General features: G+C 31.0%; 16 protein-coding genes and 1 pseudogene. 5 read left to right on the forward strand and 12 right to left on the reverse strand.

What is annotated here, in order from left to right; all coding sequences use genetic code 11:
* Nucleotides 1-12 precede the first annotated feature (12 nt).
* A complete protein-coding gene (locus ACFVRR_RS07015) occupies nt 13-1,608 on the reverse strand; it encodes a beta-N-acetylhexosaminidase (protein ID WP_387326284.1) in 1,596 nt (531 codons plus the stop codon).
* A gap of 209 nt (nt 1,609-1,817) precedes the next feature.
* Here ACFVRR_RS07015 and ACFVRR_RS07020 point away from each other — a divergent pair, with 209 nt between their 5' ends.
* From ACFVRR_RS07020 to ACFVRR_RS07030, 3 genes are all read left to right on the forward strand, one after another.
* Nucleotides 1,818-3,008 carry a helix-turn-helix domain-containing protein gene (locus ACFVRR_RS07020; RefSeq protein WP_387326287.1) on the forward strand — a complete coding sequence of 397 codons (1,191 nt, stop codon included), beginning with the start codon at nt 1,818-1,820 and terminating at the stop codon, nt 3,006-3,008.
* Nucleotides 3,009-3,212: 204 nt separating this feature from the next.
* Nucleotides 3,213-4,760 carry a bifunctional GNAT family N-acetyltransferase/carbon-nitrogen hydrolase family protein gene (locus ACFVRR_RS07025; RefSeq protein ID WP_069032142.1) on the forward strand — a complete coding sequence of 516 codons (1,548 nt, stop codon included), beginning with the start codon at nt 3,213-3,215 and terminating at the stop codon, nt 4,758-4,760.
* A 469-nt stretch (nt 4,761-5,229) separates the two neighbouring features.
* Nucleotides 5,230-6,009, forward strand: coding sequence for a nitroreductase family protein (locus ACFVRR_RS07030; RefSeq protein ID WP_387326291.1), 780 nt, complete (start codon nt 5,230-5,232; stop codon nt 6,007-6,009).
* A 99-nt stretch (nt 6,010-6,108) separates the two neighbouring features.
* On the opposite strand, the gene ACFVRR_RS07035 is transcribed toward ACFVRR_RS07030, so the two are convergent.
* Together ACFVRR_RS07035 and ACFVRR_RS07040 are read right to left on the reverse strand one after the other, a co-directional pair.
* Nucleotides 6,109-6,672, reverse strand: coding sequence for a hypothetical protein (locus tag ACFVRR_RS07035; RefSeq protein WP_387326294.1), 564 nt, complete (start codon nt 6,670-6,672; stop codon nt 6,109-6,111).
* A gap of 159 nt (nt 6,673-6,831) precedes the next feature.
* On the reverse strand, nt 6,832-7,491 hold the full coding sequence (locus ACFVRR_RS07040) for a class I SAM-dependent methyltransferase (protein WP_387326297.1): 660 nt from the start codon (nt 7,489-7,491) through the stop codon (nt 6,832-6,834).
* A gap of 232 nt (nt 7,492-7,723) precedes the next feature.
* Between ACFVRR_RS07040 and ACFVRR_RS07045 the strand changes: the two genes are divergently transcribed.
* Nucleotides 7,724-8,305, forward strand: a complete 582-nt coding sequence (locus ACFVRR_RS07045; RefSeq protein WP_387326300.1) for a TetR/AcrR family transcriptional regulator C-terminal domain-containing protein — start codon at nt 7,724-7,726, stop codon at nt 8,303-8,305.
* Nucleotides 8,306-8,406: 101 nt separating this feature from the next.
* Here ACFVRR_RS07045 and ACFVRR_RS07050 read toward each other — a convergent pair.
* From ACFVRR_RS07050 to ACFVRR_RS07065, 4 genes and pseudogenes are all read right to left on the reverse strand, one after another.
* A pseudogene (locus ACFVRR_RS07050) lies at nt 8,407-8,523 on the reverse strand (DUF6440 family protein); the annotation flags it as partial.
* Nucleotides 8,524-8,618: 95 nt separating this feature from the next.
* On the reverse strand, nt 8,619-8,918 hold the full coding sequence (locus ACFVRR_RS07055; RefSeq protein ID WP_387326303.1) for a hypothetical protein: 300 nt from the start codon (nt 8,916-8,918) through the stop codon (nt 8,619-8,621).
* A 108-nt stretch (nt 8,919-9,026) separates the two neighbouring features.
* Nucleotides 9,027-9,194: a hypothetical protein gene (locus ACFVRR_RS07060; RefSeq protein ID WP_156339587.1), complete on the reverse strand. Its 168-nt coding sequence runs from the start codon at nt 9,192-9,194 to the stop codon at nt 9,027-9,029.
* Nucleotides 9,195-9,295: 101 nt separating this feature from the next.
* On the reverse strand, nt 9,296-9,622 hold the full coding sequence (locus ACFVRR_RS07065; RefSeq protein WP_387326306.1) for a hypothetical protein: 327 nt from the start codon (nt 9,620-9,622) through the stop codon (nt 9,296-9,298).
* Between the two features lie 364 nt (nt 9,623-9,986).
* On the opposite strand from ACFVRR_RS07065, the gene pssA reads away from it, so the two are divergent.
* On the forward strand, nt 9,987-10,478 hold the full coding sequence (gene pssA, locus ACFVRR_RS07070; RefSeq protein WP_387326309.1) for a CDP-diacylglycerol--serine O-phosphatidyltransferase: 492 nt from the start codon (nt 9,987-9,989) through the stop codon (nt 10,476-10,478).
* A gap of 83 nt (nt 10,479-10,561) precedes the next feature.
* On the opposite strand, the gene ACFVRR_RS07075 is transcribed toward pssA, so the two are convergent.
* From ACFVRR_RS07075 to gnd, 5 genes are all read right to left on the reverse strand, one after another.
* Nucleotides 10,562-10,915 carry a hypothetical protein gene (locus tag ACFVRR_RS07075; protein WP_387326312.1) on the reverse strand — a complete coding sequence of 118 codons (354 nt, stop codon included), beginning with the start codon at nt 10,913-10,915 and terminating at the stop codon, nt 10,562-10,564.
* Nucleotides 10,916-11,380: 465 nt separating this feature from the next.
* A complete protein-coding gene (locus tag ACFVRR_RS07080) occupies nt 11,381-11,695 on the reverse strand; it encodes an iron-sulfur cluster biosynthesis family protein (RefSeq protein WP_387326315.1) in 315 nt (104 codons plus the stop codon).
* A 22-nt stretch (nt 11,696-11,717) separates the two neighbouring features.
* Nucleotides 11,718-12,776: a lactonase family protein gene (locus ACFVRR_RS07085; RefSeq protein ID WP_387326318.1), complete on the reverse strand. Its 1,059-nt coding sequence runs from the start codon at nt 12,774-12,776 to the stop codon at nt 11,718-11,720.
* A 115-nt stretch (nt 12,777-12,891) separates the two neighbouring features.
* Entirely contained in the window at nt 12,892-13,557 is a 666-nt protein-coding gene (gene fsa, locus ACFVRR_RS07090) for a fructose-6-phosphate aldolase (RefSeq protein WP_387326321.1), read from the reverse strand.
* 48 nt (nt 13,558-13,605) lie between these two features.
* Nucleotides 13,606-14,499: a phosphogluconate dehydrogenase (NAD(+)-dependent, decarboxylating) gene (gnd, locus tag ACFVRR_RS07095; RefSeq protein ID WP_387326324.1), complete on the reverse strand. Its 894-nt coding sequence runs from the start codon at nt 14,497-14,499 to the stop codon at nt 13,606-13,608.
* Nucleotides 14,500-14,570: the final 71 nt, after the last annotated feature.

The following is a 14,570-nucleotide window of genomic DNA, read 5'->3' on the forward strand; positions in this document are numbered from 1 at the left end:
ATATCTTAATGATTACATTGTTTGCTTTAATAGTTCCGCTGCTGTTTCTTCGTCAAAAATATTATTTAAAAACTTAGATATCATCACTTGTTTTTCTTTTTCATCTAACCCCATGTCAATATCGCTATTTTGAAGAAACTGAAACATCATCATTAAGAACTGCTTAGCCTCTTCCTGTGCAGCCTTTCCGTTAATTGTTGCTGCTTCAAATGAGGCATGATTTAAAGTAATTAAGTTTAACTCTTCCATATATGCTTTTAAACGAATTAAAAAATCCTCATAATTTCGTTCAATTGTCCAACTTGATTCTGCAAGTGCATTGATTCTAGGTGAAATCATATATTCTAATATTTCGGGAGTAGTAACCCTTTCAGTCCAAATTGCGCCTTCAATTCCTAACACGTTTGAAGCATTTAAGGCAGGATTTGGATTATAATCATAAGTCTTTTGTAAAGTTACAATTGAATATGGATAATCAAAATAGCAATTAAACATTTCAGAGAAAATGACTTCTTGTCCATTTTCAAAGTATGACTTGCAATAGCTTTCTTCAGTAAATTCAACCCAATATTGTGTTGTCAGTTTGTTTTCAACCTCTTTAGATCGTAAAGTTTCATTCCAACAAATGACTTGTTTACCATGTTGAGTTAAATGATCAGTTATTCGTTTACTAAATGCATATTGTAGATCATCAAAATTATGGATGTTATTTTTTTTCATAAGTGCTAAACAATGAGGACAGGTTTTCCAATTTGTTTTTGGAACTTCATCTCCACCTATGTGGAATTTAGATGAAGGGAAAAGCTGAACGATTTCATCTAATAGAGCAAATATCCAAGTATATGTTGATTCTTTTCCAGGACAAAGAACTGTCTTATACACACCAGCACTACTTGCTAATTCTATATTTTCCTCAAAACAGCTAAGACTTGGATTAGCGATTAACATGGCAGTAACATGTCCTGGCATATCTATTTCTGGTATAACTTCAACCCCTCTTGCTTCGGCATATTTGATTACATCTTTTATCTCATCTTGCGTATAATATTCTTGATTTTCAGTTAATTTAGGATATACTTTTGATTCAATTCTCCAACCTTGGTCATCGGATAAATGCCAGTGAAGCACATTTAATTTATTTAACGACATTTCTTCGATCATCTTTTTCATTACATCTACGTCGAAGAAATTTCTACTAACATCTACAAGTAATCCTCGATGCTTATATTTCGGATAATCTGAAAAAATAACGCCGTCCAGTTTTTGATTAGAAGTTTTGACTGCTTCGACAATCAATACATATAGAGTCGTAAGAGCGTTGTTTATTCCAGAATCATCATTTGAGAAAACTCTTATTTGATCATTCGAAATATCAACTTTATAACCATTTTTTTCAACTGTTAGATCTTTTATTAATTCAATATCAGCATTTGTATTTAAATCGGTTTCCGACACTAAAATGTCACATTTTGACTTTATTCTGTCTGAAAATACCTCGATCCCAGCATCAATGAAGTCTTTATTTCTAATAGAAAGTGTATCTTTTAAAGCGAAACAACCCTTTTCATTCATTTCAATTTTACCGTTAATCTTTGGTATTAAATTCATAAAGTCCCCTACTTTCATTGTTTTAGTAAACAAAGTTAATTTTTTTGCATATTCGGTTAAACTATCAACTTTTTTCAAATAGTAAAATTATCAAACTGTGGAAACCCTTTCATTTCGTTGTGTCTAAAATATATAATAATTGAAAAGAGTAATTTGATATTTTTTTGTTCATTTTGATAAAAAAATGCATAAAATTGTGAGGTTCTATTTTGAAAAATTTTAAACACATCAATATACAAGAACTAAAAATGAAGATTAACAGCTTCCAGATCGTTTCTGGATTAGACATTATAGGAATTGATCTTGATTTCAATATCGTTTTTTCTTTTTCTTCACCTACATATAAAAATGACCAGCATAATATCTTCATGGACGCGCTTGAAACAATAAAAGAGAATTTTGATTCTATTTTAGAATCAAAAAATAATTATTTTAAACTTTATTGGCAAGAAACTCTCTTATATCATGTTTTTTTAATCAAAAACAAAGATGAAATTTTGCTAATAATTTTTGGCTCAAATATTGGATTAAACCGTTTTGATGCACCATCAGAAACAGATCTTTATACTAAATCGGAGCATTTTTTGAAATTATTTCAATGGATCATCGAGCCCTATTCTAATGTTGCTTTCACTGAACCAGAACTGTATCATCTTGAAGGAAAAGAAAATCAATCTCCGTTTGTTCCCGACGTTTCATTAATTGAGCTTTATTATGAAAATGAATCTTTACATGCTAGTTCCGAGGAATTTGAAGAATTTAAATCGATTTTGGTAGAAGGAAAATTTTGGGAATTAGAAAAAAGATTTGATTTTACTAAAGTACTTCAATCTTTCGATCAAATCGAGTTGGCAAAAGGAGATTCTTTAAGATCAATGAAAAATCATTTTATAGCTGCATGTGGGATCATCTCTCAATACGCAATTGATTCAGGTACAGATAATGAATATGCGAGAACATTAGCAGATAAATATATAAATTTAGTAGAAAGTTTAACTTCGAAACTTGATATTTTTAAACTAATGAAAGAAATGATTGTAAAATTTTCAGAATGCATCATCCATTTTTCAAATCCAAATTACTCTAATTTAATAAAAAAAATAATTCATTATATAAATGCAAACTTTTATGAAAGCATTACATTACAAGATGTAGCTCAAAAATTTAATATAAGCCCTTCTCATCTTTCCAAAAAATTAAATAAAGAAACAGGGATGTCATTTAACGATAATTTAAATAAAATTAGAATAAACGAAAGTAAAAAATTATTACTTCAAACTGATAAGTCTATATTAGAAGTAGCGATTGCCGTAGGATTTAACTATCAAAATCATTTTGGTAAAGTTTTTAAGCAAATGGAAGGCGTTTCACCGAATGCATTTCGTAATAATCGTACTTAGTAAAACGATTCTATGTAGTTAATAACGAGTCGATTAAATATGGCTCTTTTTTTATTTTCATTAAATCAGCTGTAAATAGAAATCTCTTTTTTAGAACATATTGAAAAGGTAAATTATGGGTATCCTAACTGTAAGTATCGCAAATCCATAAACAGTTTTATGGTCCATTAGTAAGCGAGACATTTATATTTAGGACGTGAGATTATGTCAGAGACAGATATGTCAAAATACGAGAAGAAAATTGAAGTTCGAAATATACGTATGGAAGATATTAGTGAAATTATGAAGTTATCAAACCGTTGTTTTCCTGGTATGGAAGGATGGAAACGCGAACAATTAGAAAGTCATATTCGCATTTTTCCTGAAGGCCAGTTTTGTGTAGAGTATGAAGATAAAATTATTGGTTCTTGTTCAAGTTTAATGGTTGACTTCGATGAATATGATGACCAGCATACTTGGAACGTTATAACTGATAATGGTTATATTACAAACCATGATCCGAATGGATTTAATTTATATGGAATTGAAGTAATGGTTGATCCTGAATACCGTCGTATGAAAATTGGCCATCGTCTTTACGAAGCGCGAAAGGAATTGGCTCGACAATTAAATCTGCAAAGTATTATCATTGGTGGTCGAATTCCAAATTATCATAAACATAGAGATGAAATGTCACCACGTGAATATGTAGCAGCAGTGGAAAAACATAGTATTTATGACCCTGTTTTATCATTTCAATTAATGGAAGGTTTTACAATTAAACGGATTAATACACGTTACCTTCCGGATGATAAAGCATCAGATTCATTTGCCACTTTGATGGAATGGAGTAATATTGACTATCTTCCAAAATCTAAACGTGTTTATCGTGCATCATTCCCAGTTAGAATATGCGCAATACAATACATGATGAAAAAAATCGATTCATTCTCTGATTTTACGAAGCAAATCGAGTATTATGTTGACGTCGCCGCTGACTTCGGTTCGGATTTTGCTGTTTTCCCAGAGTTGTTTACAACACAATTAATGTCTTTTCTAGAAGAAAAACGCCCTGATCAGGCCGTTCGTAGGCTTGCAACATATACAGAGCAATATATCGAACTTTTTACAGAACTTGCTGTACGCTACAATGTCAATATTGTGGGGGGATCTCACTTCGTTGAAGAAGACGGAAATATCTACAATGTTGCTTATCTCTTTAGACGCGATGGTACGATTGAAAAGCAATTAAAAATTCATGCAACTCCTAATGAGAGAAAATGGTGGGGAATTTCTGAAGGTAACGAAATCCATGTATTTGATACAGATTGTGGAAAAATCGCTATCCAAATATGCTACGATATAGAGTTTCCAGAACTTGCTCGAATTGCAGTTGATCAAGGTGCAAATATCATTTTCGTCCCATTTTGTACGGATGATCGTCAAGGTTATCTCCGTGTTCGTTATTGCGCTCAAGCAAGAGCAATCGAGAACCAAGTATATACTTGTATCGCAGGAACAGTTGGGAACTTAACACATGTACAAAACATGGATATTCAATATGCACAATCTGGTATTTTCTCCCCTTCTGATTTTGGCTTCGCAAGAGATGGCATTGTAGGTGAATGTGATGCAAATGTTGATACTGTCGTAGTCGGAGATGTTGACCTTGAAAAATTAAGACGTTCTCGAAATACGGGATCAGTTCGGCAATTACGTGATCGACGTCGTGATTTATATCGAATTGAATTTAAGAATTTAAAGTTAGAATAGAACTAGATTGTTTAAAAAATTGATATTAAAGGATTAAGCTCAGTCTAAAATAGTATGCTGAGCTTAATTTATTTTATATTCAATTTATATCTTGGCTCCCTATTGTTTGACTGATTTATTACCATATTCAACCATTTTCTCTAGACTCATATCATTTTATATTTTAATTAATCAATTTACTCGTTAATTAAATAAATCAATCTATTAACCCTTAATCTACTTGTAAGTAATAATTTGACATTTTTAGACATTGTTACAAATCTCTACTATTCTAAAAAAATATTAATTTGTTTAATTTTTCCTAAATTTTTTAAAAAGTACAAATATGTATACGATAACTTTTTTTTATGATATCTTTACTTTATAATTTGATTATTCAGAAATAATTACAATTTTAAATTATATGTCGATTTTTTGTATTTTTCTTATTATTTCTAATGAAATCTGTTTTATATGAGGAGTGAAGGTTTTGGAATTTAACGATGTATTACATGGCCACAGATCAATTCGAGAATATGAGGATAAGGAAATAAGCCAAGAACTGTTAGATCAAATATTAGATGCAGGTATTCGTGCGTCTTCAAGTGGTAATATGCAATCTTATTCGATTATTGTCACAAAAGACAAGGAAATTAGAAAGAAATTATATTCTGCACATATGGAGCAATCAATGGTTATTGATGCACCTATTCTTTTAACTTTTTGTGTGGATTTTAATCGAATGAGAAAGTGGCTTACGCTAAATGATGCACCTGTACATTTTGATAATTTCATGAGCTTTATGATTGGTGCCATTGATGCTACATTGGCATCCCAAAACTGTGCTTTAGCAGCTGAGAACGCAGGTCTTGGTCTATGCTACATGGGCTCTACCCTAGCAAATTGTAATCAAATTGGTGAAATCCTAAACTTACCACCAAATGTCGTACCAGTTGTAGGTTATTCTTTAGGCTATCCAAAAGAAAATCCAGCATTACGTGACCGACTTCCAAGACAAGGTCTAGTTCATTATGAACAATATAATGATTATTCAGATGAAGATATTCTTGAAATCTATAAAGAAAGAAATGAAAAAGGCTGGCAACGTTACATGGACGTTCCAAAGCTTAAAGAAATGACAGAGCGACTAGGATTAAAGAATTTAGCTCAAATTTATACGATTGCAAAGTATACACAAGAATCACATCATGAATATTCACAAACAGTACTAGAATATTTAGAGAAACAAAATTTTATGAATAATATATGATAGTTATCAATAAAAAAGTCGATTTCCATTGAGGAATCGACTTTTTAAATTTATCTCTATTAAAACGGAATCGCATTAATAGCATTAGTGATATTATGATTAAGTTAATAATTGATCCATTATAGGTTGTAATCTAATGAATTTTTTATTGTAAGATTGTCTTTCTAACAAAGCTTCAACTAATATTATGGCATCTTCTTTTCGATTTGCTTTTACGTAGCAATCAATAATTACTTTATACTGTTCATCATAAGGTATTTTCTCTAGTTTAACTAGCTCAAAAGCTTTATCGAAACTGTTGGTAGCATTCTTATAATCTTTTATATAAGAATATGTTCCTCCATTACCAACATATAATTCTGCACGTTGTAAATTAGTAAGTGATTGTAGTTTTAGACCTTCTTCTCTTATTTGAAGTGCTTTTTCATATTCTTTTCTTTCATCACAATTAAAAGCCTCGTTATAGAAATGCTCAAATTTTGAAAAACTTTTTCTAGACTTTTTTGTTTTTAATAAAATCAAAATAATAAATAAATCGATGAATATTGATATAGTATCAAAACCTAGATTTAGCGGTTTATACTCTCCCCAGACCTTATAAACATAATGAATGAGATCCCATATTAGCTTAAAATACAATATATATAGAAGATATTTTCTCAAACAGATCCCAACTTTCTAAGATTATTTATGTTTATTATAACAATCTAGAATTTAAATGGGGAATTAAAACAAAAGATCCTTTAAATTATATAGAAAAATATTCATTAAGATTAATAGTCTTGTAACTCGAAAAATAATAAAATTCAATTAATAACCTGATCATTTATAAAGATATACATATAAACTAATACCCTCTTGCTTAATATTATAATTCTTAAATTGAGTTTCATTTAAAAACATCTCAAAATTTTCTTTTGTATAAGCACCTTTTTTCAAGAAAGTTTTAAATGCAAATTTAACAAAATACTTATCAAACCCCTTCATTCCAGTTTTTCTAATTTCACCTTCAATATCTTGTGCAGTTGCATTAAAATTCATATCGATTATAAGTGATGTTCCACCTGGTTTTAATACCCGGTACATTTCTTTGAGTGCTTTTACTGGATCCATAAAGTTCTTAAATGCAGCACTGCAAACAATAAAATCAAATGTGTTATCATCACAAGGTAGATTTGATGCATTACCTTCTTTAAAATTTACTAAAACATTTGCTTCCTTTGCATTATTTTTTTCGATGTTAACAAAATCTGAACTTAACTCTACTCCTGTAACATCAAAACCCATTTTTGCAAGCTCAATAGATAGATATCCTGGTCCAGGAGCAACTTCTAAAATCCTTGCACCATGATGAACTAAAGATTGTATTTCAGTTGCATATTCTTGCATTTGTGTTAGACGACTTTTTCGTGAGTTTTTGTCATACCATTTTGCTGTATACCCATAAATTCCAACATCTTTTTTCTTGCGCATATTTTTCATCATCATATCCACCCTATCTCTTTTTAATGTTATCAATCATTGTTCACAAGCCTTAATATATAAATTTATTTGATTTAGCTAGTAGGTAATTTGTTTGAACTTTAAAGTAGTTTATATTTCTAGTACAATAAGAGAACAAAAACGTCTAACAACGTTAGTTATCTAACATCGTTAGAGTAACATCTAACACTGTTAGAGTCAATGACAATTATTAAATTTTTGGAGAGATTTTATGGCGATAACGAAAGAAGGAATTGTAAAAGCATCCCTCGATATTTTAAATCGTGACGGAATAAGTAATTTATCGATGCGCACATTGGCAAAAGAACTTGAGATCAAAGCCGCATCCTTATATTGGCATATTAAAGATAAACAGGGTTTGTATGATTTAATTGCAGAGCACTTAAATAATGAAATTGTGCTACCTGAAGAATTAGATGATGCTAGGGAAGCTTTAACAGCTCTAGCATTTGAAGTGCGAAGAGTCTTATTAAAAACACGAGATGCAGTAGAAGTTTTTGCGCAATCAATGCCAACTACACCGAGTAGATTAAAAGCAGTGAAATTCACTTTAGAAAATTTAACTAAATACGGTGTCTCTGATCAAAACTGTCTAGTTGCTGGTAACCTTTTTAACAACTATGTATTATCATTTGTAGCAGATGAACATCGTGCAATGCAGTTCACATACACTCCCGAAGAAGTAACTGCATTTACATCATTTTTTGGTGAGCAGTATCATTATAGTTTTGATTTTGAAGAACAATTTCTATATGGATTAAGGGTAATATTTGCTGGATTACATACCGATTAAATAAAAGAAGTCACATCATACTTTCGATGTGACTTTTTGAAATAGAATTTCTTCAATTTTTAATCCGTTAACTTTCATTGAAACGAAATAGGATCTGAAACCTAATCAGCTCCTATTTTAGTTTCATTCTTTTCCTTACTAACTGGTTTCCCGTATTTATCCAATAATGGGGTAAGTCCTCCAATATAGCCATCCCAACTAAATAAATATTGTATTCCTGTCTCTTTATCTTTTTTACGACAGACATCATTTTAGCTTCTTTATAGATTACAAAAATCTATTATCTAATCTTTTATAGACAAATGTATCCTCCTTAATCAAACCGTACTGTATCAAAACCATCCATTATATCTTCTAATTCAGTTAAAAAATTTAATTGGACTGGACCTGGAATTTGCTCCATCCACTTTTTAACTTCAGGTAACTCTTCGGCCTCTTCAATATTTGTTGGTTTTGGATCAAGCGTTTCCCACCATTTCTTCACTTCATCAATAAATTCATAGAAATAGCGTTCAAATCTTTCTGCCCACTCTGCTCCTTCATCATCAGTCGTTTTTTGCATCATGCTCCAAGCTTCCATTGCTGTTTCAAAGTATTCATCAATCTTTTTCATGGTATTTTCCTCTCTTGATATAAGTACTACTTACTCTATTATATAAATTATTGATTAAAATCAATTCTTGTGTTGGTCATTTTTCAATTCAATAACCTCACCAGTGATTTAAAATCTTGGTCGATCATTATTATGTGTCTGTCTCGTAATTTCTTCATGTAATTTTTGACTTTCTGTTTTATCTGGCGCTTTTGTTCCGAACTTTTTTTGCATAAAGAAACCAAATGCAATTGCGACAACTATAAATCCCCAAAATAGATAGCCAAATAGTGTCAATTCTATCACTCCTGTAATTAATAGTATAGGCAAAATAAAAATCGACTTTACGTCGATCTTGTTGTTTTAAAATAGATTTAAGTAAACTGCATATTTACTATTTACAACCTATGAATTAATTCATTTATTCCAGGTATTAATATCATAATTATTGAGCAAGTAACCAATAGTATTGTGACTTTATTAGATAATTTCACCTTACCTTTACCATTGTACCATCCACTAAATTGGATTTTGTTTCGATATAAGACAAATATTAATAAAAGGATTCCAAATGAACTCCACCATCCCGAATTTGAAAGATTCACACCAATACCTATATATATTTCTGATAAAACTGTTGAAAATAGAGCACCTAGTATCCCGAAGATTACGATAATTCTAATCAATTCTAATATTAGTCCCATTGAAGCTGACATTACCTTCATTTAAAGCCTCCAAAAGTTTATTTTACTTTTTAAAATAGTTCTATCTAAATATATATTCGATATTTGGTAATTTTCACCTTTTTTATTATATTTACATGATCAATATTTTAAACGTTTTCAGTAAAAAAATTGAATGTAGTATTTCGGTCAATCATATTATTTTAATCGTCCTTTACCGATTGAGGAAATCTGCCTTTCAATGGAGATAGGAATAAACTGATTTGAACTTTTCTAAAGGGCGAATTATTACGTCCTTTTTTTGAGCTCACTTTTCTAACAAGATTGTCAAAGCTTCTCGTGAGGAATAAAGTGTAAATAGTTAGAAAATACTATTGAAAGGTTTTTAATGTTCAGGGGGGATACTTTGTTTAGTCAGGTCGTAAAATCTATACCCAATTTACTTACAATCGGAAATTTAATTTGTGGTGTTTTATCGATTACACTTAATATGAGTGGTTTAATCATGTTATCCTCAATTTTTATTTTCATCGCTGCTATTTTTGATCTTCTTGACGGTAGAGTTGCAAGGAAACTAAAAGTGAATAGTGAATTTGGTGTAGAGCTAGATTCTTTAGCAGATATTGTTAGTTTCGGCGTTGCCCCAGCGCTCTTATTTCATTCCATTTCAGCACCATCAATCTTAACCTCACTTGCATTTATCCTTTTTCCTACGATGGGGGCATTAAGATTAGCAAAATTTAGTGCTAATCCTACCATAGGTTTTTTTAAGGGTTTACCTATCCCTGCCGCTGGTTTACCTTTAGCTGGTATGGGAATGTTTTTTTATAGTAATGCATGGATTACTTTAATTCTTGCTTTCTTAATGGTGAGCCCAATTAGGTTTAAAAAGCTTTAACAAACTTCAATCTAAAATGCTATTACCATCTTTAGAGGAAATAGCATTTTTAATTTGTATTGAAAAATTTTTGTAGCATTACTTTACTTATTATTAAATGAAATGATTGCATTTTTTAAGGTGTAAAGTTTTGCTGTGAAAATATAAAGTTCATTATAATTATTTTCCACGTATTCATCAATAATGCTAATCCCTTTTATAAAGTTCTCGATCAATAAATATGTATATTTTCCGTCCCATGCGAACCGATTAATTCTGAATAATTCATCTGCTAATACTTGGAATCTAAATTCTTCAATTAATAGTTTTATTTGATATATTTTGTCTTTATTATTAGTAGTTGTGTATTTACTATTTTCATAACTATTATGTACTAATTTGACAAAATCATTTATATCTTCAGCTAACATATTCGCTTTTTGCATCTCAAATTTCATATCTCCATCCCCTATAGTGTTAAAAATATACATCACTAGAGTGTATGTTTTTATTTTAAATCATATCACAAACATTCCAATTAATCTCGTATCCTACTACTTCATTAAAAAAGCTCACTTTAGAGCTAATAATCATATCTACATATCTACTAGTGTTGTTCCTCCACTATCCACAATTTTTTATTGTTTGGCATCAACTTCTGTTCCACCTCATACGAAACAATTCAACGTTTAAATTTTGAGTTGATTAATAGATTTAATGGTAGTTAAACGGTATACCAACTATTTTAAATTGGAAGGAATGGGTTCGACTCTCCCAACCATTACACCAACATAATTGATTTTTTATTCACAAGTACCCCTCTCTTTAACTCATAAAAAAGAGACGCTATCCCTCAAAGAATCGCATCTCCAAAAAATTCTTCTCTTGTAATCATTCAAAAAACCAAAATTCTTATTTAAAACCTATTTAATATAAGTTAATCCGATTCGATTATTAAAAATTTGATTTCGATTTTTGAAAACAAATGATCCATCAACATAATCAATGACTAGTTGGTCTTCGTAGACATCTTCAAAATTTTTATTTACCATAAATTCAAACTGGTCTCCAATGATCATTTTTTCATTAGGACCACATTCTCTTTTATTAATAACTTTTATCTCATAAATGTTATTAACGACATCACAGCTTCCACGGTCAAATTCTAATTGAAGTATTTTATTTTGATCTACTGCGCCAAGTATTTCTTTAGCTGCATCAGTTATTTTAAAATTCATACTAAAAGTCTCCTAATTTAGATTAAACGTTTAAAAATTTCACACACACTGCTTCAGGTACTTGTACGCCTGATTGAAGCACTGTTAATTTTCCAGTCGTTTTATTTCTTGCATATAATACTAGAGTCCCTGACATTTCATTTGAACCAACTAAGTAATTCTCAGATGGATCTAAAACGAAATCTCTTGGCCAATTACCCTCACTTGAGGTAATTTCCACTAAATCAAGCTTACCAGTATCTTGATTCACACTAAATACTGCGATACTATTATGACCACGATTTCCTGCATATACGAATTGACCGTCTTTTGAAATATGGATGGCACTTCCTTGATTGTTTTCAGTAAAATCGCTAGGGATTGTAGAAATATATTGTAAATCTGTAAAGCTTCCATCTTCATTTAATTGTAGCGCAATTACTTCTGAACTAAGCTCCGTCATAATATAAGCGAACTTTCCATTCGGATGGAATGTGATATGACGTGGCCCACTTCCAGGTTTAACAGATAGACTGCTTACTTCAATTAAAGAATTGTTTTCGATTTTATATGTAATTAATTGATCGGTTCCTAAATCAATTGCGACTACATATTTTTCATTTAATGTATAACCAGAATAATGGGCATGAGGTTTTTCTTGGCGCTCTTTATTTGGACCTGTTCCCTCATGTTGCATAATCGATTTAACCTCACTAGCAAAACCATTTTCTTGATTGATTTTATATAATTCAATTGTACCTTTATGATAATTTGCTGTAACAATATTTTGCTTAGCTGAGTCAACGCTAATATGACAAGGTGAAGCGCCTTCATTAAGCTGTTCATTTAATTTTTTAAGCTCACCACTGTTTTCATCAATTGAATAAACAGCAATTCCACCTAAGTTTCCTTCTTTTGCAACAGCATATAGATTCTTATTGTCTTCACTAATTGTTAAATAAGTTGGATTTCCTAGTTCAGCAACCGCTTTAACTTCAGTTATTCTTTCTTTTTCTGTATCAAGTGTAAATTGATAAATACCTTTACTTTCACTTTTTGTATATGTACCTACATAACCAACAAATTTCTGATTCGAATTCATTACTATTTCCTCCTCTATTCCTTGTTTTTATGTAAATACCCCCATTTCATAGCTACAAATGAGTTACAATGAAGATGGGGGCTTTATACTTATTAGATTTAAAGTTTGTTACGAATTATAATGAAGTTTTTGCCCAGTCAGCAGCAAATTTTTCAATACCTTGATCTGTTAATGGGTGTTTAGATAATTGCTCAATAACACTGTAAGGAATTGTTGCGATATGAGCTCCAGCTAATGCTACACGAGTAACATGGTCTGGGTGACGAACTGACGCTGCAATGATTTGAGCGCCCATATTATGAACTCGGAATAATTCAGCAATTTTAGCAACTAATAATACACCATCTTCAGAAATATCGTCTAAACGACCTAAGAATGGAGATACATAAGTAGCACCTGCTCTAGCTGCTAATAATGCTTGGTTAACAGTAAAGATTAATGTTACGTTTGTTTTAACACCTTTTTTCGTTAAGTAGCGGCAAGCTTCTAAACCAGCAAGTGTCATTGGTAATTTAATTGTAATATTTTTATCTCCGCCGTTTATTTTAATAAGCTCGTCAGCTTCAGCGATCATTTCTTCAGCAGATACAGCATTTGGCGTTACTTCAGCAGAAACAGATTCTACTTCAGGAACTAATTTTAAAATTTCTTCGATACGGTCTTCGAATTTAACGCCTTCTTTTGCTACTAAAGATGGATTTGTCGTTACTCCAGATAATACGCCCATTTTATAAGCTTTTTGGATGTCTTCTACATTAGCTGTGTCAATAAAAAATTTCATTTTTAAATTCCTCCAATTTTTAGGGATATTTCCTATTTTATACTTTATTTATTTCTTTTCAACTGCATGTCCACCAAATTCATTACGAAGAGCCGCAACAACTTTACCAGTGAACGTATCGTTATCTAATGAACGGTAGCGCATTAATAATGACATTGCAATAACTGGTGTAGCAGCTTGAAGGTCTAAAGCTGTTTCAATTGTCCATTTTCCTTCACCAGATGAATGCATTACGCCTCTAATTTCATCAAGCTTAGCATCTTTTGAGAATGCATTTTCAGTTAATTCCATTAACCAAGAACGAATTACAGAACCATTATTCCATACTTTCGCAACTTTTTCATAATCATAATCAAAGTCACTTTTTTCTAATACTTCAAATCCTTCACCGATTGCAGCCATCATACCGTATTCGATACCATTATGAACCATTTTTAGGAAATGTCCACTACCAATTTTACCAGCATATAGGAAACCATTTTCTACTGAAGTATCTTTAAAGATTGGTTCTACGATTTCCCAAGCTTCTTGGTCTCCACCAACCATATAACAAGCACCGTTACGAGCGCCTTCCATACCGCCAGAAGTACCAGCATCCATAAATCGTATACCATGTTCTTTTAATTCATCATAACGTCTAATTGACTCTTTATAATGTGAGTTTCCTGCTTCAATGATAATATCCCCTTCTGATAAGAATGGTTTAACATCATTAATAACTGAATCAACAACACCATGTGGTACCATGATCCATAGAACTCTTGGAGTATCAAGATTTTTAACTAACTCTTCTAAGCTTGAAGTACCAACAGCACCATAGCCTTTCATTTCTTCTACTGCAGCAGTATTTAAATCAAATGCTACTACTTCATGATTATGATCCATTAAATTTTGACCTAAGTTTAGACCCATTTTTCCTAATCCAATTAAACCAACTTTCATTACGTTATCCTCCCATATTATCTACAGTAATATTAATGTTTTTCTCTAAGTAAAAATTTTTATGATAAAAA

The sequence above is a fragment of the Gottfriedia sp. NPDC057948 genome, assembly GCF_042887255.1.
Taxonomy (GTDB): Bacteria; Bacillota; Bacilli; order Bacillales; family Bacillaceae_G; genus Gottfriedia.